Raw genomic sequence first — 23551 nt, forward strand, 5'->3', positions numbered from 1 at the left:
AGTCTGCAGAGGAATCTGGGGAACCCGCTTATTTCAATCTATCTAGGGAATTTTTGCCGGCTTTTGCCGAATGGTGGTTGAAAGTAAGTCTTGATAAATTAAAGGCAGAAGTCATCAGCCTAAGAGAAAAAAAATCTTTTCTTTCGGCCGTTTGCCTTCTGCCCAATGACTTCTGCCTTCAAATGAGGCCGGCTGCTACCTAGTCGTAGAGACCATTATTCAACCTGGTGTCTCCTTCAAGAAAGACTGATTCAGGATCAGTTACAGTGAATTTGTCCAGGTTAGCTTGCAGCACTTTTTTCTGAGCTTCCGTCAAGTCTGAAATGTTGAGTACGTCCTCAACTTTTTCGTAAGGAGCATTCTTAATAATTACTCGAGCTAAAGTGGGATACAACCCTCGAAATTCCCGAAAGTCCCGGACGGCGCTGTTGTTCAAATCAAGTTTTTTGCCGTATTCTGTGGCAAGCTTCTCATCGGCGCGATTGGTTCTAACCGGAGCTTCAACAGCCAGGAGCGAGGATGATGGCAAGACGATACGGCTCAAGGTCGCCGCGATCGCGCTTTGGTCTCCAGCCCATGCAAAGCAGCCCAGCACTAAGCCCAATACTGCCAATAGACGACCCAATCGTTTCATGAAGTTTTGTCTCCCAATTTCATACACAGCATTTATGTAGAGACTACCATTTTGCTTATGCAGTTTTTCAGATAAATCCGCAACAGGTAGAGGGCTGTTAGAAAATTTACATTTAGCTATTGACACCACGGACGATATATGATACCGCTTCCGGTTGCACCGGAATGCTTGTTGACTGTTGACTGATGACTGTTGACTGATGACTGTACCGCTTCCGGTTGCACCGGAATGCTTGTTGACTGTTGACTGTTGACTGTTGACTAATGACTGATGACTAATGACTAATGACTGTTGACTGTTGAGTGTTGACTGTAGAAGGAGGGGTCAAAAAAATGAAAATTGCGCGAATTATTTGTTGGCAAGCTTGATTCGACTTTACGCCCGACTTTCTGGGCGCGGATTTGATATCATTCCGGCCCGGAGGTCGGAATTGATATGATAACTCTCGAAATTGAGGCATCGCAGGCAAGTTTATCAAAGGCCCTGCTAATTAAAAACTGGGACTGCCATTTTAAGGGTTAATTTTTGCCCCGCGCCCAATTTTCTAGCTATCGAGAACTCTTTCCTTTCCTTTTGAGAAAAGCGTTCAAGTCAGCATAAGTACCGCCGTAAGCGACGCTGGGATGGTCGTAACCCTTCAAAGTAACGGTGTGCTGCTCGAAAGCGCCCTGGGCACCCAATTTGGTGAGGTATTCGTAGGTGGTTTTTCCCACAGCGATATCCTTGCCGAGTTGCTTGGTGCAAGATTCCAGGCGAAATGCTGCGTTTACAGTATCACCCAAGGCGGTATAGTCCGATCGGTCGCTGCTGCCAGAATTTCCCACCATTGCATAACCGGTATTGATGCCGGCGCCGACTCGCAAAGGAAAAGGCAGGGGGTAACGGCTGCTGAGTTCGTCTGTTGCCTTGTGCAGTTCGCTCAAAGCTTGGCAAATCCGCATCATTTCCTCGCTGCTGACACCGCTGGTTTTGTGGAACCAGACGGCCATGATGGCATCCCCGATGTATTTGTCCACCCAACTGCCGTGTTCGCGAATGATCTGTCCTGCTTTGCGGAACCAATTACCGATGACTTCTGAGAGTATGGTTTCGTCTAGTTGCCTAGTCAAAATTGTATAGTCTCGGATGTCCATTACCATGACGGTAATCAGGCTGCGCACCGTCAAAGTCGCCGTAAAATCTTCAGAGTCTGTATCGTTTATTGGATTGTGTCGGTGGCCGGCGGTTGGGTTGTAGAAGTCCAACTCGGTTTGACCGAAAATAATCCGATCGCCATTTCTGAGCGTGACAGGAATACTGACGCGCCGCCCGTTGACAAAGGAACCGTTGCGGCTGCCCAAGTCGATCAAGTAGAACTCTCCTGTCTCCATTTGCTGTAACATCGCGTGATTACGGGAAATCCAGCGATCACTCAGTACAAAATTATTGTCATCGCTCCGCCCTACTGTCCAGCAATTGCTGCCGGAGAGCGACAAGTAGCGATTGCCGCTTTTTTCTGTACGAAGTACCAAATGTGGATTGGCTTGCAAAGTCACCACAGCCCTAGAAACTACATCAAGTCAACCGGTTTGAGGTTTTAAACTTTAAATTTTAACTTTACCGCGCCACTTATAACTGAGATTGCTGCTAAAAAACCTCAAATCGGCCGTTCTCAAATCTAAAATTGTTTAGTCGATCGATGCACCGGCTCGATACAGGATTGCCCAACCACAATTCTATCGCCAGCGAAGGTGGTTATTGTTAGATCATAAGCGAAAGCGTGATATTTTTCACCCCAAAGATGTATCTGGGGAGTCAAATTTGCTGCTTCTTGCCAAAAATATAACTATCTACTTATATTCTACGTAATCTCACGGCTTCCACTGCGAGCCAACTTTTATTTATGCTGAGGCGGCCCCAAAAAACTCGAAAATGGCTCTCCGGCTCAGACCGAGAATTGTTAAACACAAGGTATCTTTAAGATTTGTGGCTTTACTTCATGTTTGTGAAGATATCAACAAAGCCTTGGACTGGCTGCGGCGGTCAATAAATTAGAAACACGAGAATTTTATGTTGTCGAAAAGAATTTTGCCTTGTCTGGATGTGAAAGCCGGTCGCGTGGTCAAAGGTGTCAATTTTGTCAACCTTCAAGATGCTGGCGATCCGGTAGAAATGGCTCAGGTTTACAACGATGCGGGCGCCGATGAGTTGGTGTTTCTGGACATTACCGCGACTCACGAAGACCGGGACATTATTATTGATGTGGTGTACCGAACGGCCGATCGAGTATTTATCCCTTTGACGGTGGGCGGCGGTATCCAATCCTTAGACACGATTAAAAGTTTATTGAGGGCAGGCGCTGATAAGGTGAGTATTAATTCGGCGGCAGTCCGCGATCCGAGTTTAATTGACAAAGCGAGCGATCGATTTGGTAATCAGTGCATTGTAGTGGCGATCGACGCCCGCAAACGGCAAGATGCGGATAATCCTGGTTGGGACCTGTACGTGCGCGGAGGGCGAGAAAATACTGGCAAAGATGCCATCGCCTGGGCCAAGGAAGCCGAACAGCGCGGCGCCGGCGAAATTCTGGTGACAAGCATGGACTCGGACGGCACTCAAGCCGGTTACGATTTGGAATTAACCCGAAGCATCGCCGAAATTGTCGAAATTCCCGTCATTGCTTCCGGCGGCGCCGGCAACTGTCACCACATCTACCAAGCCGTGACTGAGGGCAAAGCAGAAGCTGCACTGCTGGCTTCCCTGCTGCATTACGGTCAACTCAGTGTAGGAGAAATTAAAACTTATCTAGCAAAATGTCAAGTTCCCGTGCGACAGCAGTAATTCAGTTTAGTCCTGGACGCATAATTTCTATCTGTAGGGTGCGCCGCGCGCACCTTACGCTATAATTAGCGCGTCAAACCATTTTTTCCAGATCGGTCTTGGACGCATAATTTCTCGCTAACTTGAATTGTATGCATTCGCACTCCTATCTTGAAAAGCCTCTGCGTTGCATCTGCAGTTTCCCGATCGATCGAAGATTTATGCAATAAGTCTAAATTTCAACTAGCGGAAGACGTAATAATATTCTACTAGCGGAAGACATAAATAAAAATCTTCCCTGAGAATGATTTCAAAGCCCAGCTTTTTCAGCTAAAAATATATTAGCTCAATTTTCAAGAGTTCAACTTCTAATAATATTATCAGTTGCTTTTATCAGACTTGAGCTAAAGACTGTGCTGGACTTGATTACATCTCAACTTGTCAACAATTTCAGTCATTAAAACTTGTAAAAACGGAGAAATTGTGTATGTCTTTTATCAGCTTTAACTTCCCTGCCAAGCGTTTAGTTCGCACTTTAATAGCTGTTTGTTTTTGTGCCTTGATGTTTGTGTCTAATGCTTTCCCGGCTTTTGCCATTACCAGCAGCCCCACCAAAGGCGAAGACCAACTTTTGGGTATTGAAGCAGAATCTCAAAAAGTTACCCTGGAAAAACCGATGTCCTTGGAAGAAACTCAAAAAAAAGCGAGCGAAGGACCCAACGAAGTTCAGGGAGCCGCTGACATTGACAAAATGAAAAATCCTTCCAACACAAGCACTACATCCTTTGAGCAACTAGTCAAAAAAGCTGTCAGCGACATCAAAAACTAACTCAGCGCGCAGTAGTCAGGGGACAGTTGTCAGTATAAAAGGTTAGGGACACGGCACGGCGCCGTGTCCCTTTAAATTTCGTATTCAATCTAAATTTAGCTGTAGTTTTCAGAATTGGTATCAGATTGAATAAAAAAGTGGAAACGACTTGGCATCTTTCGGCTTTACGAACACTCTTTGCTGGGGCTGCAAGTGCAAGGTATCAAATCTTTCTCTCGTCAAATTAGCGTTTACTACTTGACCGTCATCTAAGGTTAATTCTACCTGAATTTCCCATCCCAAATGAATCAAGCGACTGATTCTTGCAGGCACTGTGGCACTATTTTCTGTAGTTTCAATTAGTACGTCGTGAGGGCGCAAGAAAATCTCCGGGTGGGCTGATTCAAAGCCGTTGGCTTGAAACATCCTCGAACTGCTGGGCAATACATTGACTGGACCGATAAAACTCATTACGAAAGCACTTGCTGGATTGTCGTAAATTTCTGCGGGTGTGCCTACTTGTTCGATTTTACCTTTATTCATTACTGTAATTCGATCGGCAACTTCCATCGCTTCTTCTTGGTCGTGCGTCACAAAGACTGTGGTAACGTGAACTTCGTCATGAAGTCGCCGCAACCAAACACGCAAATCTTTGCGAACTTTGGCATCAAGGGCTCCAAAAGGTTCGTCTAGCAGTAACACTTTCGGTTCCACAGCCAGGGCTCTGGCGAGGGCCACCCGCTGCCGCTGGCCTCCTGAAAGTTGGGACGGGTATCGATTGCCCAATCCTCCCAATTGCACTAAATTCAACAATTCTTCTACCCGCGATTTGACTTTCGCCGGCGGTAATTTCTGAATTTCCATGCCGAAAGCGATGTTTTTTCGCACTGTCATGTGCTTGAATAGCGCGTAGTGCTGAAACACAAATCCAATATTGCGGTCTTGGACGCTAGTATTGGTGGCATCTTCGCCTGTCAGCCAGATTTTGCCGGAGTCGGGCATTTCTAAACCGGCAATCAGCCGCAGCAGCGTAGACTTGCCGGAACCAGACGGGCCCAGCAATGCAACTAGGGAACCGGATTCAATTTTTAAGCTGACTCGATCGAGTGCTTGGAAACTGCCAAACTGTTTTGATACGTTTTCTACCACTATGGCCATAGTTCGTTCGGCAACGAAGCCGCGTACAAGATTTAACTGATTTAACGGATGGATGTTGAGCTTCCAGGTTCGAGCTTCCAGGGAAAAATGTTAATCTCCGTTTTGAGGATGGCTTAAAGTAAGTTTTTTATAGCACGATCGCAGATCCCTTTGTTAATTTTAGGGTTTTGGCGATCGGTCAGCCGATTTTAGATTTTAGATTTTAGATTTTAGATTTTAGATTTTAGATTTATAGCAACCGCCAAGACGGCTAGGACATTCTTAATCGCTGAAACCATTGCTATTACTGCTTCTTCCTTCTTCCTTCTTCCGACGGACATCGGACTTCTGCTATACTTGCAGCTTTGAATCTGGAAGATGGAACTTTGGTCTAAAATTTTGGGCTCTCCAGGAAAGGAGTCGGGGCTTTGTATCGGTTTTTGGGCGGTGTCAAACACCGGAAAATTAACAAAAATGCACCTCCAATACAAAACAACACAATTCTTTGCTACCAAAGTTGGCGTTTGGTACTACAATGCAGCAAAAGTTCAAGCGTTTTTGACTTCAACGGCTGAGGGGATAAAGGAAAATGGGAGATGTTGGACGTGTGCCTGTAGGAATTATTGGCGCTTCAGGGTACGGCGGCGTGCAACTTGTGCGACTGCTGGCAGATCACCCAGCGGCTGAAGTAGTCTATTTGGGCGGGGATAGCAGTGCGGGAAAACCTTTTTCCAGCCTTTATCCGCATCTGACTAACTGCATTGATTTGACAGTCGAGGCGATCGACCTAGACACAATAGCGGCAAAATGTGAAGTTGTGTTTCTGTCGCTGCCGAACGGTTTAGCTTGCAAAATGGCACCGACGCTGATAGAAAAAGGCTGCAAAGTCTTGGACTTGTCGGCTGACTACAGATTTGAAAATCTGGAAACTTACAAAGCTTGGTACGGCGGCGAACGATCCGACTCGGAATTGGCTGCAACGGCTGTTTACGGTTTGCCAGAATTGTATCGCGATCGAATTAAAGACGCTAAGTTAGTAGGCTGTGCCGGCTGCTACGTCACTGCTAGTTTATTAGCGCTGGCACCTTTGCTCAAGCAAGGTCTCATCGTGCCAAAAACAGCAATTATCGACGCCAAATCCGGTACTTCTGGAGGGGGCCGCAAAGCCGAAGTTAATCTCTTGTTGGCTGAAGCAGAAGGTTCTCTGGGCGCTTACGGCGTTGGCCGCCACCGCCACACGCCAGAAATCGAGCAAATTTGCAGCGATTTAGCCGGACACGATGTTAAAGTTCAGTTTACTCCCCACCTAATTCCCATGGTGCGGGGAATTCTGGCGACTGTTTACGCAACTTTGCGCGATCCGGGTTTGGTGCGGGAAGATTTAATTACGATTTTCACCGCTTTTTACCGCAATTGTCCTTGGGTAAAAGTGTTACCGGCTGGGGTTTATCCGCAAACAAAATGGGCTTGCGGCACGAATCTTTGTTTTATCGGTGTGGAAGTCGATCCCCGTACTGACAGGGTGATTGTGCTGTCGGCGATCGACAATTTAATTAAGGGACAAGCCGGTCAAGGCATCCAGTGCATGAACTTGATGATGGGTTGGGAAGAAACTTTGGGTTTGCCACAATTAGCTTTCTATCCTTAATTGAGGATCGGTAATATCCAGATTTAACTGGTTCCCGGGCTCTGCCTGGGAACCGATATCCAGAGGCTGTGCCTCGAAGACCCGAGGAAAATTGGAGGCACAGCCTCCGAATCTGCGTCCCCAGGCAGAGCCCGGGAACGAGGATTTTCGATTACCAAGTCTTACTTGGGCCCGTAACCGATCGAGCCTGCATAAATTGCCCGATTGCCCAATTGATCCTCAATCCGTAACAAACGGTTGTATTTAGCCACCCGTTCGCTGCGACACAAAGAACCAGTCTTGATTTGACCGGCGCGAGTCGCTACTGCTAAATCAGCAATTGTCGTATCTTCAGTTTCACCGGAACGGTGGCTGATGACCGATCGATAACTGTTCCGTTTACCCAGGTCGATCGTATCCAAAGTCTCCGTCAAAGAACCAATTTGATTCAGCTTAATCAAAATCGAATTGCTAGCTTTCAAATCAATCCCTTTTTGCAACCGCGTGCGATTAGTAACAAACAAATCGTCACCCACCAATTGAACTTTGCTGCCCATTTTCTGTGTCAGCGCTACCCAACTGTCCCAATCGTCTTCATGCAAACCATCTTCAATGGAAACAATCGGATATTGTCCGGCCAAACCATCCAAATAATCGATTAATTCTGCAGGCGAATGAGCCACACCGTCGTAAGTGTACTGCCCATCTTTGTAAAATTCGCTAGCAGCAACATCCAAAGCCAAAGCAACTTGTTCACCTGGTTTGTAGCCAGCTTTTTCAATAGCTGCAATCAACAAATCCAAAGCTGCTTGATTGGATTTAAGATTAGGCGCAAAACCGCCTTCATCACCCACACCAGTCAGCAAACCCTCAGCTTTTAAGACTTTACTCAGCGATTCAAAAACCTCTGCACCCCAGCGTAAAGCTTCTTTAAAAGATGGCGCACCCACAGGGACAATCATAAATTCTTGAATGTCCACATTATTGTTAGCGTGAGAACCCCCGTTGATCACGTTCATCAAAGGCACGGGCAAAACGTTAGCTAAGGGCCCGCCCAAGTAGCGGTAAAGGGGGAGTCCTAAAGTCTCGGCGGCCGCCTTTGCTGTGGCTAAGGAGACTCCCAAAATGGCATTGGCGCCGAGGTGGGATTTGTTTGGGGAACCGTCCAAGTCAATCATGGTTTTGTCTACCAGTCCTTGGTCGATCGCATCCAGATTGGCCAAAGCGGGGGCAATTTTGTGTTCAACGTTAGCGACCGCTTTCAGGACTCCTTTGCCGCCGTAACGTTTGTTGTCGCCGTCGCGGAGTTCGTGGGCTTCAAAAGAGCCTGTAGACGCGCCGCTGGGCACTTGTGCGAGCCCGACAACACCGTTAGCTAGGTAAACTTCAGCTTCAATGGTGGGGCGGCCGCGGGAGTCGAGGATTTCTCTGGCTTTAATAAATTCGATCGCAGTGTCTAGCATATTAACGGTTCCTGACTTAACTCAAGGTTTGATGACAATTAGCAGTCTGTTGGTTTTCCCACGCTGACTGCTGACGGGTAATAGAGTACGCGATCCCCAGAATTATTGGTACACAGTTCAAAATATTTGCGGATTTGGGCGGTTTGCTGTCAACAAGCTACGCTTGTTGCATAATAACCAGCGGCAATTTTGACAGTAATTTAATTTTTTTTACCGCAGATTCACCCAGAGTTTCTAATTGGAACCTTTGTTAAAATCAGAATGTCAACAAAGTCAATCAAAAAAGGAGAAACTAGGATGTCAGAAACAACTTTAGGAAAAATTAGAGCATTAGCTGAAAATTCAGCCCCAATTATTGCCGATCCCCCAAACATCAAATTAGTCACAGGGCCATTGCCAAACCCAGGCAGCGACCCCAACTTTTTTGATCTTACTCCCAATGACGACGCAGTTCAATTAGCAAATGGAATTCTGCGCAATACTCCCGGAGGTTTGCGGGCCTTAGCCGGCAACGATTTCGTCAGAGGTTCCGGTGCTGCAGAACTGATGAACGGTAACAGCGGCAGAGATACTTTAATCGGAGGTTGCGACAGCGATACTATTCGCGGCGGTGAAGATTTTGACATACTTTACGGAGAATGCGGCAGCGACATTCTCAGCGGGGATCGAGGCGATGACTACGCTTACGGAGGCACGGACAATGACTTTATTCGCGGCGGTAAAGGAAATGATGCTTTAGTAGGAGAGAGTGGAAACGATACTCTAATCGGTGATGCTGGAATTGATAGACTTTGGGGAAGTGAAGGTGCAGACTTGTTTGTCCTCCGCAGAGAAGTGGGAGCAACTTCGGGGGAAATTGGTTCGACACAGCCGCCTCCACCCAACAATTTTAATGACGAGCCAGTGCCGGCAGATTTTATTCTCGATTACAATCCGGCTGAAGGTGATGTAATTGGATTGGCGTCTGGATTGACGCGAAATGATATTGTTTTGAGCGAAAGGTTTTTGACAATTGGTGATGCCAGAGATTACGATAGCAGCGGCCCTTTTCCTCCGGGACAGCCTCGAACGGCTGATTTTAGATTTCTGAATACTAAGGCGACGGTGATTCGAGAAGCTAGTACCGGAAATATTCTGGGTTTGGTGAAGGATGTTTCGCCGGATCAACTTCAGTTTATATCTTTATCGGAAGGGGCGATCGCTCTAGGATAATTACCAACTTTAATGCGTAAGGTACGCCTCGGCGCACCCTACAAACTCAACCGGTGCTCTTCGGCGCACCCTACAAACTCAACCGGTGCGCCTTGCGTACCCTACAGACTCAACTGGTGCGCATTGCGCAGCCTACAATTTTTAAGATTGCCAAAAATCCGCCACATCATATCCCATTTTGCCGAGCATTTGTCGCAGCAGAGGCAAGCTCAAACCGATCACATTCGTGTGACATCCTTCGATTTTTTCCACAAAAAAGCCGCCTTTACTTTCGAGTGCAAAACAGCCTGCACAGGCGAGGGGTTCTCCGGTAGCGACGTAGGCCGCAATTTGGCGCGAGGTAACTTTCGCAAAATGAACTTTTGTAACTTGACAGCGAATGAGCGCTCGCTCCATTGTCTCCTCAAAGTCATCGAATCTAGTATCCATTAAAGCATGACCCGTATAGAGTTCGCCAACTTTACCGCGCATATTCTGCCAGCGCGAGATTGCTTCTTCCGCATCCTTCGGTTTGCCGTGAATTGCACCATCTATGACCAAAATAGAATCGCATCCCAACACCAAACACGATTTGGGATTGGGGATTTGCGGGTGAGAATTAGCCAGCAAAAACTTAGCTACAGCCTCAGCTTTTCCCTCTGCTAAAACCTGCACTAATTTAGTGGCATCCCTCATTTGTACTTGCCCTTCATCAAATTCGCTGGGGCAAATCACAGCTTGAATGCCCGCACTTTTTAGCAGGCTGCGGCGCGCCGGAGAAGCTGAAGCTAACACAAAAGTTGGAATCTTCATACTAATGGTAAGTTTTGAGATCGGGTCAGGGTGAAAAGTTATTGTATAATTTGATATCTGCTAGGGGCGGGTTCACCAGTATTTTTTATTTCACCACCCGGATATTTATCAACCAGCCCCTCCATACACGAAGGATTCCACCGGGCATGATATTAGCGTTGAGTGTGCGTTTTTTTAATAATTAGCAATTGGCTACTAATAATTCAGCATTGACGCACAGGGAATAAAGAAACCGGGTTTTTCAACCGCAAACCCTCGCCATCCACTACTGATTTTCGTCGAAAAACCTGGTTTCTGCCTCTGTCCTATAATTTTAACTCTTCCCAATTACCAATTGCCAATTATTAGTTCGCACGGCACTATAGCGGTTCGATCGCGTGGTGAGGTATGCCCGCGGAGGCCTATGCCCACGGAGGCCTATGCCCTATGCACGTCGGAACATGTTACGCTCGAAAGGCTATAGCCGATCGCTCCATCTGTCACTTTTAAGCTTAATAAACAGAGAAAGATTTAACAACTTTCTCAAAAGCTTCTTTTACCTTGGGCCAGCGTTCTTCGGTAGTGGAAACGTTAAGCGTAAAAAGTTTGCCGCGGCTGACGGCTACACTCGCTAAGTTGTGCCGTTCTTGGTTTGGCAACTTAACGGCGTATTCTAAAATGTAATAGCTTTTCGATCGCGATTCGCGAGCTTCAGCATTGACTAATTCAGCTTCGCGGCCGGAATCACTCGGGGCGATCGCACTTTTGCTGAGCTTGTATCCCACATCCGTTGGCGTTCCCAAATCCGCCAGAGTTTTGTCCTTAGCGACTGGACTGATTACCACGCTGACGTTCTCGGTTTGCTGAATCAAATCGCGGAACACCACATCTGGCCCGTTAGAAACCGCGATCGGCAGCCAACCGTTAGGATAGAGAAATTGATAGCCGTCCCCAGTATCAACGTAGCTTTTGAGTCCGGTAACTTTAGATACACAACTGGTCAAGGTCAGGCTCAGAACTACCAGAAGTATTGCCGCAATTCGTTTGAACATTCTTTTTACGGGTAGGGTAACAGTAAAATATTTAATTTTAATTGTCTCACCAAACCTTGAGCCTAAAAATAGTTAAGCTATGGATCGCCGTTTTTGTAGCACCCGCGAGCCATAGCCATATAGTTTAATTTTTAACAAAATAATTACAGGTGAGTCAGCCAGCTAATCAGTCCGTGCTTGCTCAAAACTTCTAAAGCCAAGAGAGAAACAAAACCAATCATGGCAAGGCGGCCGTTTAAGCGTTCTGCGTAAGGGGTGAAGCCGGTGCGGGGTTCGTCATCGATGTATACTGTCGGCTCGATCGCAAAATTGTTCATTTTGCCTTGGTCGTCCAGCATTAAGCCTCTGTTAGTCATGTTTTTTTCTTAAATTGCTTTTGGTCTACTGTAAATAAATGTAACAGACTGATGAAGATATGTAAAGGATTGTGAGAAATTTTTTTGAAAGACCTCGATCTGACACCAGTTTCTCAAAAAAATGCCACTGTAGGCAAGCTCTAAACCCTTATAGAATCAGTCCTGCCCGATTCTTTAATCTAAAATCTAAAATTTAAAAGGGTATGACTGTGGACAGTAGACTCTGGGCCCCGGAGGGGGGAGGATAGAGTTGAGAGGCGCAAAAGTCGATGGTGTGTGGCAAATCCAGTCTGGGTTTGACGAAAATTGTGGAACGGAGGAAAAATTTATGCGGGCCAGTCTGGAAATGCGGTGGTTTTATAGCGGTGCGCTGCCAAAATCGATCGCTCAATGGTTTGGAAGCGACAGTCTCGGTGGGTATCTTTCGCCTCCCGACGAGCGGGAAGACATATATTTGCTAGTACCAGGCTGCGACTACTTGGGAGTGAAGCTGCGCGGGAAAACATTGGAGGTAAAGTGGCGGCAGGCAGAGTTGGGGGCGATGCAGTTCGGCAACCGCTGGGAAGGCAAAGCCGAGAAGTGGCTGAAGTGGGTATGTGCCGACACGATGGCGCCGGTACCGGCGGATATTGTGGCGACAGGAAAGTGGGTGGGAGTCAAGAAAAAGCGAGCGCAGCGTCTTTACCAAGTTTCGGCCCCTGGTTCCCTGATGTCTGTGCCTGTGGAAGCCCCAATTCCCCAGGGTTGCACCGTGGAACTGACTCAGTTGAACATTAACGGCAGCGCTTGGTGGACTTTGGGATTTGAAGCGTTTGGCAGCGAAAGTTCTTTGACAGAAAGCCTGCAAACAGTGGCTACTTGGACTAGCAAGAGCTATCAGGCGCAAAAATTGAATGCTGCGGACTCTTCTGCTTATCCGATTTGGCTGACCACCAAGTAATATCAAGTCCGGCATTAATAATACCGCCTGTATTCTTTAGTGCCCCTCTGCTGGAACCAGAGGCAAGTGTAAGATAGGTTTCAATCGCCGAGTCCGATCGACGAGGGCGCTTCTAACTATTCCGTTCTTTGACATCCACCCCGCCGTAGAACGGCGAGGATTCCCAAACCTCACGATTTAGGTTTCTGCTTCTGTCCCTTACGGGGTTTCGCACCTGCCTTAACAGATTTACTCTGTTCGGGTCTTACGGTCGCTCCACAGACGCTCCACGGCAAGAAGAGCCGCCAAAATATTCTTTGCCGCGTTGATGTCTCGGTCATGGTGCGTCCCGCAATTAGGACAATCCCATTCCCGGATATTCAACGGCATCTTGTCAACGATGTGTCCGCAATTGCCACACCGTTTTGAACTCGGAAACCATCGGTCAATCTTAATTAAAGTACGACCGTACCACTTACACTTGTATTCAAGTTGCCTGACCAATTCGCCCCAACTTGCATCACTTATGGCAAGGGCAAGTTTGGGATTTTTAATCATGTTCTTCACAGCCAAATTTAAGGGCGGCGATGGCGCAAGTTTTCGCGCACCAACCGCGTTGTTAACTTGTGAAGGTTATCTTTTCTTGCATCAGCAACTTATTGATGTACTTTCGCTACGAAGAGTCGTGCTTTGTGACGGTTGTTTGACCCTTTCTGTTTCCGGCTTAAAGCTTTCTGCGCTCTTCTAAGTTTGCGATATTTTGCCTTGAATCCTTTGGGATTGGCAATCTTTTCACCAGTGCTAAGAGCGAGTAAACTTGTAATGCCCAAGTCAATACCAACTTGACTCCCTGACGCTCGGTAATGCTTCAATTTCAACATTCACCAACAGGGAAACTGACCACCTACCAGATGGTGAAAGCTTCACCGTAATGGTTGATGGTCGGCAACCGACAGGTAGCATCCGTCTCCAACGAATTGGCAACGGGTCGGCACACTTTGCTAAGTAAACTTGTCCATCCTTAAACTTGAAAGCAGATTTGGTAAACTCTGCGCTACCACCATTGCGTTTTTTCTTGAAGTTGGGATATTTCGCCCGCCCATCAAAAAAATTGGTGTAAGCCGTTTGTAAATGTCGCAAGCATTGCTGTAACGGTACGCAGCTAACTTCTGACAGAAAATCTAACTCTTCTGTTTTCTGACCTTCGGTTAGCATTGAAGAGGTTTCAGCATAGCTGGCAAAAGTATAGTCATTTATAGACATGGGAGGCGTCAAGTCCCTCCCCCTTCACTTTTGTTTTAAGCGGATTAACCCGCATTGGCCCAACTACGCAGCTCTCTATCCCATTGCTGAACGCATTTGGGATTGCTTTTCTGAGGATGTTGTACGCGGCGTTCACATCGGAATTAATTAACTGACCAACCGATGTTTTGTACAAACCTCTTTTAATCCGCTTACCAGTAAACACAGGATCTTTTTCTGTTTTCCCGTAGACAGGGATTGAATCTAAATCCAAAAAATTTGCGCGAGATGTGTAAGATTCTTCCTGTATAATTACATCGATTCCTAACAGCCGAGCTTTGTATTCCAACATCTCAATCAATCGAGAGTGAGGAATACTCACAAAGTTTTGGTTGGTTTGCTTCCCGAGATAAATTTCAGTTTTCCACTGCGCGTTCTTGCCAATTACTAGCGTCCCAATCTGCTTGGTTAGCAAAAGGTTAATAATTAGACGGCTAGCATGATGTAAATAATTATCAACTTTCTGATTGATCCAGCGAGTTAAGCGCGCTCATCCGGGGTGATGTTTTGCGGTTCCCTGTTAACTGGGATTGCAATCTTGAAGAGCGCTTGTTGTAGAACTGGTTAATCGATTTCAATGGTCGCCAGTTAATCAACAAAGGGATAAATCCCGGTTGATTTGAAGTTAACGCCACTAAATTATCTAGTCCTAAATCAATACTAGCTACAAAGTTAGTGTTGCGAAAGGTGGACTCTGGTTTATCATAAATTACCTCGACTACATAGGCATCACATTTCGGAACCACTCTAACGAAAGCAAATCTGCTCGGTATTGACTTTAGTTTTGAGCGAAAATTCAGTACCCGAAAGTTTAATGATTCCTTTCTTTAACTGTTTGCTACTAATTGCTTGAATCGTGTAGACAAGGAGGTTTCGCCCTTTGGTCTTATCTTTGTATTTCGGCAGTTTGGGGCGACCAGTAAATTTAGAGGGATCAGTTTTGTAAGCCTTAACCGCCTCAAAAAAGGATGGACAATTCTTGTCTAGCACCATCAATATTTGCTGACTAACTTTGGCAGGTAAAGCCTTGTATGCTTCGTGAGACTTCATCAAACGGTTCATTTCGTTGTAATTGACATAGCCCCATCCATAAAGAAAGCTCTGACGAATGACGTAATTAGCGGCATTGTAGAGGTTCTTAGATTTAAAGGCTAGTTCGTCTATTTGGGCGAAACGGTGTTCCGTCGATTTAATGATGTGCCTCTCTGTTAGTTGCATTTGAGACTTCCGTTTTTTAGGCTGTGCGTATTCCTTGTTCAACAATCACAACAATATAATACCATTATTGTTTATAATTGCTTATAAACTCAATGAAGTTTTACAATACTAAACGAGCGCAACCCATTGTCCGTCGCAACAAACTCTCTTCGGAGTTGGGTAGAATCGATAGCTGAAGGCTTTGAGCGTGATGCTCACAGTCTAACACTTCGATTGTGATATCGATGCTTGACTCAATGTAAAATCTTTGTAAAGCGGTCCTAGAAGGACGGGGTTTCAACCCTCCGCTACGCTCCGCCCAAATTTCTGATGATAGTGTTTGTGAGCATTTTTAGACGCTCTTATATCAATTCCGGTTACACCGGAATTGATATAACTCCCTGATAGAGAGCCTATGCGTAATTGTAGCAAAACCTCCGGTAACCAGAATGTTGCGCCATCAAGCTACCTTCTTTGTTGTTAAGTTTTAATTTGAGTTTGATGGCGTACATAACTAATTAAAGTTTTGGAGCGATTTCTTTGAGTTCCGTAACTATTTGTTTGTTATTGTGGCTTCTACTGCATCGGGTTGTAGCTTTAACAGTTGAGCCCTATTGTAGCGCCTGTAACCATGGGCGGTGCGCTGTGGAATTAACTTTCCTTTGGGTTCGGGCCTCAGAATGATTAACTTACTCATACAGCGATTCTAGGGTACTCTATGAGTAGATTTAGGAAATTTTAGGGAAATTTTTCTCTCACAGTATCTACCCCCTTTCTCAGATTCTCCCCCTCTTTCATTCTCCCCACTCTGCCTGCAGTTCTCAGAATTTGACAAGCTAAAATTGCCGCACCAAACCCGTTATCAATATTCACCACACCCACACCAGCCGCACAAGAATTGAGCATGGTCAACAGAGGAGCAATCCCGCCAAAACTCGCGCCGTAACCCACACTCGTGGGCACAGCAATCACCGGACAATCTGCCAAACCCGCAACCACACTCGCCAAAGCACCTTCCATACCCGCCACCGCAATCAACACATCAGCATCAGCAATTACGTGCCGGTTGCTCAGCAAGCGGTGAATGCCGGCAACTCCGACATCCCACAAACGTCGCACCTGAAAACCGCAAAGTTCCGCAGTAACTGCTGCCTCTTCCGCTACAGGTAAATCCGCCGTTCCCGCACTGATGATAGTCACAGTACCCGGATGCTGCGGACTTGGGGAATTAGCAGAAATTGCACAAATTCGAGCCTTTTGGTAGTAGCACAAATCGGGTATTTTTTGCTGCAATTGCTCGAAAACTTCCGGTTCAATTCGCGTCGCCATGACTGCAGGATTTCGCCCGCGCATCGCCTCGATAATCTCCACAATTTGGTCTGGGGTTTTCCCTGGGCCCCAGATTACTTCAGGAAAACCGGTTCTTAAAGTGCGGTGGTGGTCAATTTTTGCAAAATCCCCCACTTGTTCAAAGTCAAAATACTTTAATTTGTCTAAAGCGGAGCTCGGACTGACATCGCCGGCCGCCACAGATTCGAGTAACTTCTGTAAAATTTCAGGTTCCATTATATTAATGACTGATGAATTTGACTGCTGACTGCTAGAGATTGCTTCGGGCGGGTTTATTTATCCGCTCGATCGCACATACCCTCGTAAAACCCGCCCCTACAGACTAATAACTGCTGAGTGCTTGCTTTCTGACTAATAACTATTCTGTTATTTTCAGCTCGTACAAATTCCAGAAAGCACCGCCGAGGGCACTGTAGCGAATTCCCGAAACGCGATCGCGCACCGCCTCAAAAGTCAGCGGATTCACCATATAGATAAACGGCACTTGTTCTGCTATAATCCGCTGCGTCTCCCCATAAATTTCCTTGCGCTTGGCCTCATCAAGCTCCTGGGAAGCTTTGACGTAAAGGTCATCGATTTTCCGCTCCCAGTCGTACACTTCCCAACCCTTAATCGGCGGTTCTCCGGCTTGCGGGCCCTGGTTGAAACTGTGTAAAGTCCCATTGACAGACCAAATATTGTAGCCGCTGTGGGGTTCAGTACCTCCTGTAAAACCGCCCAAGTAAGTATCCCAATTCCGCGTCAGGCGCAGCTTTTCCACATAAGTGTTAAAACTCAGGAACTGCGTATCAATTTGCATCCCTAGTTTGCCCAAATCTTGCTTAATTTGCGTTGCCATTTGTTCCCGCACTTTTTTACCAGCAGCCATCAACAAAGTAAATCGCACTTTGTTGCCTTCAGCATCCAACAATTCGCCGTTACTATTATACTTAAAACCAGCACTTAACAGTAACTCTTTCGCTTTTTGCCGATCGTAACTGTAAGTTTTCAATCCTTGTTCTGGGGACAGGTAGAACGGACTTTGGGCGGGAATTGGGGAATGCAGCGGTGCGCCAAGTCCGCGATATATATTGTTAGTCATGGCGGATCGGTTGATGCCGTAGGCGATCGCCTGCCGAAATTCCTTAGTCGCGAACCACCGAGATTTAATTGGGTCTACAAACGGCTGATTTTGAGCATTGCGCCCCTTATTCAAATTGAAACACATAAAGACGCTGCCAGTATCCGGGCCGCCGTTGAAGACCGTATATTTGCCGCGTTTTTCCTCCCGTTTCAGCAGCGGAAACACTTCCGGCTCCACGTTCAGAGTATCCAAATCGCCCGAGCGAAAATTCAGCAGTTGATTGTCAGTATTTTCGATTATTTGCCAAACAATTTGCTGGATGTAAGGCTGAACATTTCCCTCTGCATCTTTTCGCCAAAAATACGGATTTCGTTCCAAAACCACGCGCTGATTAGGAGTATAACTCAGCATTCGGTATTGACCGTTGCCGACAATTTTTTTAGGGTCAGTATCCGTGGCCCAAGTGCTCAGGAATTTAGGCTTGCCGTCTGCATCTGTATTTTCGACAGCTTCCTGTAAAATATGAGCTGGTAAAATTGGGATTCCCCCAGCATATCTAATAAAAGGAGCAAAGGGTTCTGCCACGGAAAATTCAACGCGGCGGCTGTCAATTTTTTTAACTTTTGGGAATTGGCGACTGCTGCCAACCCTCAGATTATCTTTCAAACCGCTAGGAATTTTGTCATTGAAATAAATCTTTTCATAGCTGAAGATAATGTCATCAGTAGTCATCGGTTCGCCGTCCGACCATTTCAATCCCTCTCGCAGGGTGAAGACAATCTTTTTGCCATCTTTAGAAACATCCCAGGACTCGGCTAAACCGGGTTCTAGCTTCGATGTCAAGCCGTTTTCGTTAATCAATCCCTCGTACATATAGCCAAAAACGCTGTATGCAGATTGATTTAGCGGGTAGTTAAAGGTACCCGGGCCGCTGGGGGTGGGAACGATGAGCCTGTTTACTAAGTTCGATCGGGCTGGAGTGCACGCAGACAGAGTTATAGTGGCAATTGCCGCCAGTAAAATCGCCAGCCAGCGCAGTCTTGAATGTAGCATCATAGAAATTTTCATAATTTTTTAGTTTACCACCTGCGGGCAACTATGACTGAGATTGTAACCAACCGAGAAAGTCTTCAGTGCGCGAAAAATACTTGGTTATCCCGGCTTCTAGCAAAGCCTCTTGAACTTCTGGTAGTTTGCGAAATTCTTTGACGTTGCCACTTAGAAATACTTTGATTTCTGTGGGGCGCAAGCGGGCATGACTCAAGATACAGTGTAAAATCAAATTGTCTGTTGGGTCTTTTCCGATGATAGTTGTGTTTAAGCTTGCTTCGATAATCTCTGTATTTAATACAATCATTTCTGCCTTTTGCGACAGCATATAAATTGCTTCACGCAAGCGAAATTTAATTTCACCTATTCGATTGCGATAGTAAATTAATGACTCTTCTAGGTGAAAAGATAGAGATGCGACCTGTTCAGATGTCACATCTCGCTTTGTTTCACTAATTTGACGGCTTAGCTGTTCCTTAAAATAGTTTTGTCGCTTCAACTCGTCCTCTAAAGCCGACAGAGACTCCATATAACAAATGCTGGGTATGACCAACTGAACTGATGACGATAAATCCCGCAGCAACATAATTGCTTCAACCTCACGCCCTGTAGCAATACTCATCAAAAAGTTGGTCTCGATATATAAAATTGCCACCTAATTTCACTCCGGATTTTGTTGTTCCACCTGCTAGCAGCGGCAGCAAACCGATTGCTGCTATCTGTTCAGACGCTGGGGGAATTTCTGATTTCCAGTGATAGGCTAAGTCATGCAGCCACGATTCTACCAGCGTTTCTATTGTATCTTCAAATATCCATTTTTTTCCAAATTCAGGCTGATAATAACGAAGTATTTCACCAGTGTTTAGAGAGCAAACAGGTTCAGATAAATTCACGCCGTCCCATTTGAAAATCAGAATTTGTTCGGTGTCCACAAACATAGCATAGGGAATGACTGTGCGTTGTTCGGACATCTTTGCTAACGCAGCTTTCATCCAAGATATCATGTAATCAGCAATCCTCTGCTTTGCTGCTGTTTCTTGAGCTTGAATAATTTTGATCTCGATTAGCGCGACTATGCGATCGTCCTTATCCAACGCGATAATATCCGCATCTATGGGTAATTCTACTTCCAAGGTTTCAGTTTGCATGGTTTCAGCCTTCCTAGCGTATAAGTTTAAGTAAATTCAACTTCTACTATCAAACCACTTTTTTATTTTTTGGAGACTAAAACTACAGCATAGGCTGCAATTCCTTCTTCTCTCCCCACGGGTCCTAACTTTTCGTTTGTAGTAGCTTTGATGCCAATTTGGTCAGGTTTTAATTGTAGGACAGTAGAAAGCCGATCGCGCATTTGCTCAATATGCGGTTTCAGCTTTGGACGTTCCGCCACCACCACCGAATCAATATTGCCGATTTCCCAGCCTTTATCTAATATTAACTGATTGACTTGTGCCAGCAATACGAGACTATCAGCACCTTTCCATTTCGGGTCAGTTGGCGGGAAATACAGCCCGATATCTCCTAAGCTGAGAGCTCCGAGCATAGCGTCCATGATAGCGTGGGTGAGTACGTCTGCGTCGCTGTGCCCTAATAAGCCTAATTCGTGGGGAATGTTCACGCCGCCAAGGATGAGGGGGCGTTCGGGAACTAAGCAGTGAATGTCGTAGCCGTTGCCGATGCGGATGTTCATGTAAATTTAAGGTTTGGGAAAGTATACCAAAAAACAATTATTTCATATTTGCGAGGTAATAGCTGAAAAAGTATGGTCTTGATTTACGGAATTTGTGGGAAAGGACTGTGACAACCTAAACCTACAGGTTCATGATATAATATCCAAGCAATAAAATTTTATAATGGTTAATACCCAACTCTCTTAACTTGGCAGCTAACCGTTCTTTCTGTTGCTTTTCAATTTCTAATTTTTGGATGGCTTCCTCTTTCAGATATCGCTCTCATTCTGTCGGTGTAGCTTTTTTCACTGTATAATTTTAGAGATTATCGAACCCTCTAAAAAATCAAAAAAAACACTTATTCCCACAAATACCAGCATGAAACCCTATGATTCAATCCCTCACCATTGAAGGATTCAAAAGCTTAGAAAAAATAACTTTAAATCTAAGCAACCTTAACTTATTTATCGGCACTAACGCCAGCGGTAAATCTAACTTTTTCGATGCTTTGCGAGTCTTGCAAGGAATTGCCTACGGATTTACTATTGATGAAATCTTTAACGGTAAGCCGAAAAATGCTACCAGTGAAGTCTGGGATTCGATTCGCGGTGGTAGTAGTAAAGCGGCCTTCACACCACGGGGACACTCTACTTCAGAAGAACAAACTATCCAGTTTTTAGTTACAATTAAATTACGCAACGAGCCCGGAGAGGAAATACAATACTCTATCAGTATTTCAGCAGAAAGAGGATGCGTCCGCAGTGAAAAATTACAAGTGAATGGTTCACCAATTTTTGATTCTGAACCCATTTCCAATCATCCCAATAGTCCTTTTATAGAAGTTCGCTATTTTAAGGGAAAACGAGGGAAACCGCCTCATATAAAATTTGAAAAATCTCGTTCAGTCCTCCATCAATTATTGCGCAACGAAACTTGTTCAAACGATCATATCGAGATGATAGCACTGTGTATGCTTACCCTCAGTAACACGCAACACCTTGACCCATCTCCTGCCATTTTGCGCGGTTATTCTCAAGCGCATACAGCGCAACGCATGGGAGAACGAGGTGAAAATTTCGCAGCTTTAGTTAAAACAATTATTACTGATGTTACCGAAAAATCTGCTTTTGTATCCTGGCTCAAAGAATTAACCCCCGCAGAACTCGATGATGTTAGCATTTTGTCCGGTGTATTAGGAGAATCTTTGTTTGCACTCAAAGAGGGTAAAATTTACTATCCTGCTCCCATTTTATCCGATGGAACGCTCAGATTTGCCGCGATTACCGCTGCTTTCTTTCAGCCAGATTTACCGGAAATTCTTACGCTTGAAGAAATAGAAAATGGCCTTCATCCCACCCGCTTAAGACTTCTAGTTGAGTTAATGAAAGCGATGTCAAAATCTGGCAATGTTCAAGTGATGGCAACTACTCACTCACCTTTAATTTTAGAATGGCTGAATCCTGAAGATTATGCCACTACTTTTGTTTGTAAGCGGGATGAAAGCACAGGAGCAACTAATATTATCCCTCTCAGCGAAATTCCTGATTTATTAAAGTTGATTCAAAAGCAGCCGATTAGCGAACTTTTTGCCGAAGGTTGGTTTGAGGGAGTTCTATGAGCTTTAAAGTGCTAATCATCCCTGAAGATCCCACTAATAACGGCTACATCCTCAAACCTTTAATTAAAAGGATGATGAAGGAATGTGGCAAGCCAAACGCACAGGTTGATGTGCTGAGTAATCCCAGAGTCCAAGGGTATAATAACGCTAAAGCATTGATGAGTGAAATCATTTTTGAAAGCTATGTTCACAAAGATTTACTGCTGTTTCTACCCGATGCAGACGGGAAAGATGGGAGCAGAGAATTTGCTATTTTAGAAAAGGAAGCAATAGAGAAAGGTGCCAAGCTATTGTGCTGTGCTGCTTGCCAAGAAGTGGAAGCGTGGCTGTTAGCGGGTCACTTGAATAAGCTAGACAAACCTTGGTCATAAATTCGGGCCGATCCGAGTGTTAAAGAAAATTTTTTTGCTGATTTCCTCAGTAGTTATGGCAATCCTAAAGCTGCAGGAGGGGGGAGAGAAGGGTTAATGCTGGAAACGCTAGAAAATTATCGGGGACTTCTCGATCGCTCTCCTGAACTCAAAGACTTACAAACGCGAATCCAAAATTTATTAGGCTGTTAAATATACGGTTTGGGACGCATCAAGACCTTTATAACCGGGTTTTTTACCGAATCTGTGGACTGCAACGAAGTATTACCGCAAAAAACCCGGTTTCTGACCACTCGTGCGATCGCCCTTTCTCCTATTCTTCCCTCTCCTGCAACCACCGATCGTACAAATCCGCTCGGCGCGATCGAGTTTTTTCAATTTGCTGTTCCCTGCGCCAGCGAGCAATTTCCGCGTGATTACCCGACAGCAACACATCGGGCACCTTCAATCCCCGAAAATCCGCGGGTCGAGTGTACTGCGGATAATCCAAAAGTCCGTCCTCAAAACTCTCAAACTTCAGCGAATCTTCCTTCGCCACAGTTCCCCGCAGCAATCGCAAAACTCCATTTATCAAAGCTAAAGCCGGAATTTCGCCCCCCGTGAGCACAAAATCCCCTAAAGACACCTCGCGAGTGACCAAATGCAGCACTCGATCGTCCACACCTTCATAATGACCGCAAATCAACACCAACTGATCGCGATCGGCCGCCAACTCCCGAAACATCGCCTGCTGCATCGGTTCCCCCTGAGGAGTCAGCAAAATCACCTCCCGAGAAGGCAAAACCGGCAGCGACTCCACCGCAGCAAAAATCGGTTCCGGCTTCATCAGCATCCCCACTCCGCCCCCGTAAGGCTCATCATCGACTCGCTGGTGCTTGTCTGTGGTAAAATCGCGGGGATTGACAAAATTCACCTCAGCAATCTTTTTAGCTAAGGCTTTGCCCATCAGTCCCGACTCCAGGGGAGCCCGGAAAAATTCTGGAAATAGGGTAACAACGTCAAATCGCACAATTATTGGAATTTCATTGATACATCACCTCTAGTTTGACCCTTAGGGGGAGTTCAGTTTTCAGTAATTGCTTTATTCTTTATAATTTCTTATAATTTCTGAAAATTTTTGCAATTAAAATTCTCTTCCTTTGTCTGCAGGCA

At 45.6% G+C, this 23551-nt stretch carries 23 protein-coding genes and 1 pseudogene; 7 read left to right on the top strand and 17 right to left on the bottom strand.

Going from position 1 to position 23551, the window contains the following annotated elements:
* Positions 1–199 precede the first annotated feature (199 nt).
* Both psbU and QUB61_RS17805 read right to left on the bottom strand, forming a co-directional pair.
* Positions 200–634, bottom strand: coding sequence for a photosystem II complex extrinsic protein PsbU (gene psbU, locus QUB61_RS17800; protein WP_333130664.1), 435 nt, complete (start codon positions 632–634; stop codon positions 200–202).
* A 548-nt stretch (positions 635–1182) separates the two neighbouring features.
* Entirely contained in the window at positions 1183–2172 is a 990-nt protein-coding gene (locus QUB61_RS17805; RefSeq protein WP_333130666.1) for an adenylate/guanylate cyclase domain-containing protein, read from the bottom strand.
* A 511-nt stretch (positions 2173–2683) separates the two neighbouring features.
* Here QUB61_RS17805 and hisF point away from each other — a divergent pair.
* Together hisF and QUB61_RS17815 are read left to right on the top strand one after the other, a co-directional pair.
* Complete coding sequence (gene hisF, locus QUB61_RS17810) at positions 2684–3454, top strand: imidazole glycerol phosphate synthase subunit HisF (RefSeq protein WP_333130668.1); 771 nt, start codon at positions 2684–2686, stop codon at positions 3452–3454.
* Between the two features lie 466 nt (positions 3455–3920).
* Positions 3921–4262, top strand: coding sequence for a low temperature-induced protein (locus QUB61_RS17815; protein ID WP_333130670.1), 342 nt, complete (start codon positions 3921–3923; stop codon positions 4260–4262).
* 120 nt (positions 4263–4382) lie between these two features.
* Here QUB61_RS17815 and QUB61_RS17820 read toward each other — a convergent pair whose 3' ends face one another.
* Positions 4383–5399 (bottom strand): sulfate/molybdate ABC transporter ATP-binding protein, encoded by a 1017-nt coding sequence (locus QUB61_RS17820; protein ID WP_333130672.1) that lies wholly within the window; start codon positions 5397–5399, stop codon positions 4383–4385.
* Between the two features lie 568 nt (positions 5400–5967).
* Here QUB61_RS17820 and argC point away from each other — a divergent pair.
* Positions 5968–7026, top strand: coding sequence for an N-acetyl-gamma-glutamyl-phosphate reductase (argC, locus tag QUB61_RS17825; RefSeq protein ID WP_333130676.1), 1059 nt, complete (start codon positions 5968–5970; stop codon positions 7024–7026).
* Positions 7027–7187: 161 nt separating this feature from the next.
* On the opposite strand, the gene eno is transcribed toward argC, so the two are convergent.
* Positions 7188–8468, bottom strand: coding sequence for a phosphopyruvate hydratase (eno, locus tag QUB61_RS17830; protein ID WP_333130678.1), 1281 nt, complete (start codon positions 8466–8468; stop codon positions 7188–7190).
* A gap of 297 nt (positions 8469–8765) precedes the next feature.
* Here eno and QUB61_RS17835 point away from each other — a divergent pair, with 297 nt between their 5' ends.
* A complete protein-coding gene (locus QUB61_RS17835) occupies positions 8766–9680 on the top strand; it encodes a calcium-binding protein (protein ID WP_333130680.1) in 915 nt (304 codons plus the stop codon).
* A 141-nt stretch (positions 9681–9821) separates the two neighbouring features.
* Here the strand turns inward: QUB61_RS17835 and QUB61_RS17840 are convergent, their stop codons facing one another.
* The 3 genes from QUB61_RS17840 to QUB61_RS17850 all read right to left on the bottom strand — a co-directional run bounded on the left by QUB61_RS17840 (position 9822) and on the right by QUB61_RS17850 (position 11859).
* Positions 9822–10472 carry a nucleoside triphosphate pyrophosphatase gene (locus QUB61_RS17840; RefSeq protein ID WP_333130682.1) on the bottom strand — a complete coding sequence of 217 codons (651 nt, stop codon included), beginning with the start codon at positions 10470–10472 and terminating at the stop codon, positions 9822–9824.
* A gap of 491 nt (positions 10473–10963) precedes the next feature.
* Positions 10964–11503, bottom strand: coding sequence for a photosystem II reaction center PsbP (gene psbP, locus QUB61_RS17845; RefSeq protein WP_333130684.1), 540 nt, complete (start codon positions 11501–11503; stop codon positions 10964–10966).
* 143 nt (positions 11504–11646) lie between these two features.
* Entirely contained in the window at positions 11647–11859 is a 213-nt protein-coding gene (locus tag QUB61_RS17850; RefSeq protein WP_333130686.1) for a chlorophyll a/b-binding protein, read from the bottom strand.
* Positions 11860–12109: 250 nt separating this feature from the next.
* Here QUB61_RS17850 and QUB61_RS17855 point away from each other — a divergent pair, with 250 nt between their 5' ends.
* Positions 12110–12799 carry a hypothetical protein gene (locus QUB61_RS17855; protein ID WP_333130688.1) on the top strand — a complete coding sequence of 230 codons (690 nt, stop codon included), beginning with the start codon at positions 12110–12112 and terminating at the stop codon, positions 12797–12799.
* A gap of 228 nt (positions 12800–13027) precedes the next feature.
* Here the strand turns inward: QUB61_RS17855 and QUB61_RS17860 are convergent, their stop codons facing one another.
* From QUB61_RS17860 to ispF, 9 genes and pseudogenes are all read right to left on the bottom strand, one after another.
* Positions 13028–13336, bottom strand: a complete 309-nt coding sequence (locus QUB61_RS17860) for an RNA-guided endonuclease TnpB family protein (RefSeq protein WP_333130732.1) — start codon at positions 13334–13336, stop codon at positions 13028–13030.
* A 98-nt stretch (positions 13337–13434) separates the two neighbouring features.
* The gene (locus QUB61_RS17865) at positions 13435–13659 is read right to left on the bottom strand and encodes a transposase (protein WP_333130690.1); all 225 of its coding nucleotides are present in this window, start codon (positions 13657–13659) and stop codon (positions 13435–13437) included.
* Positions 13610–14041 (bottom strand): transposase, encoded by a 432-nt coding sequence (locus tag QUB61_RS17870; protein ID WP_333130692.1) that lies wholly within the window; start codon positions 14039–14041, stop codon positions 13610–13612. Before QUB61_RS17870 ends, QUB61_RS17865 begins: the two co-directional genes overlap by 50 nt.
* Positions 14028–15298 (bottom strand): annotated as a pseudogene (locus tag QUB61_RS17875) (RNA-guided endonuclease InsQ/TnpB family protein). Before QUB61_RS17875 ends, QUB61_RS17870 begins: the two are co-directional and overlap by 14 nt.
* Positions 15299–16015: 717 nt before the next feature.
* Complete coding sequence (gene larB / locus QUB61_RS17885; protein ID WP_333130697.1) at positions 16016–16843, bottom strand: nickel pincer cofactor biosynthesis protein LarB; 828 nt, start codon at positions 16841–16843, stop codon at positions 16016–16018.
* Positions 16844–16985: 142 nt separating this feature from the next.
* Positions 16986–18746 carry an ABC transporter substrate-binding protein gene (locus QUB61_RS17890; RefSeq protein WP_333130699.1) on the bottom strand — a complete coding sequence of 587 codons (1761 nt, stop codon included), beginning with the start codon at positions 18744–18746 and terminating at the stop codon, positions 16986–16988.
* Between the two features lie 40 nt (positions 18747–18786).
* Positions 18787–19362 (bottom strand): PIN domain-containing protein, encoded by a 576-nt coding sequence (locus QUB61_RS17895; RefSeq protein ID WP_333130701.1) that lies wholly within the window; start codon positions 19360–19362, stop codon positions 18787–18789.
* Positions 19340–19888, bottom strand: a complete 549-nt coding sequence (locus QUB61_RS17900) for a hypothetical protein (protein ID WP_333130704.1) — start codon at positions 19886–19888, stop codon at positions 19340–19342. The genes QUB61_RS17895 and QUB61_RS17900 overlap by 23 nt, the downstream gene beginning before the upstream one ends.
* Positions 19889–19950: 62 nt before the next feature.
* Complete coding sequence (ispF, locus tag QUB61_RS17905; RefSeq protein ID WP_333130706.1) at positions 19951–20430, bottom strand: 2-C-methyl-D-erythritol 2,4-cyclodiphosphate synthase; 480 nt, start codon at positions 20428–20430, stop codon at positions 19951–19953.
* Between the two features lie 368 nt (positions 20431–20798).
* Here ispF and QUB61_RS17910 point away from each other — a divergent pair, with 368 nt between their 5' ends.
* Both QUB61_RS17910 and QUB61_RS17915 read left to right on the top strand, forming a co-directional pair.
* Positions 20799–22028, top strand: a complete 1230-nt coding sequence (locus QUB61_RS17910; protein ID WP_333130708.1) for an AAA family ATPase — start codon at positions 20799–20801, stop codon at positions 22026–22028.
* Positions 22025–22399 (top strand): hypothetical protein, encoded by a 375-nt coding sequence (locus QUB61_RS17915; RefSeq protein ID WP_333130710.1) that lies wholly within the window; start codon positions 22025–22027, stop codon positions 22397–22399. The genes QUB61_RS17910 and QUB61_RS17915 overlap by 4 nt, the downstream gene beginning before the upstream one ends.
* 313 nt (positions 22400–22712) lie before the next feature.
* On the opposite strand, the gene trmD is transcribed toward QUB61_RS17915, so the two are convergent.
* Entirely contained in the window at positions 22713–23408 is a 696-nt protein-coding gene (trmD, locus tag QUB61_RS17920) for a tRNA (guanosine(37)-N1)-methyltransferase TrmD (protein WP_333130712.1), read from the bottom strand.
* Positions 23409–23551: the final 143 nt, after the last annotated feature.

Origin of the sequence: Microcoleus sp. C2D2 (genome assembly GCF_036702495.1) — a bacterium.
Taxonomy (GTDB): Bacteria; Cyanobacteriota; Cyanobacteriia; order Cyanobacteriales; family Microcoleaceae; genus Microcoleus.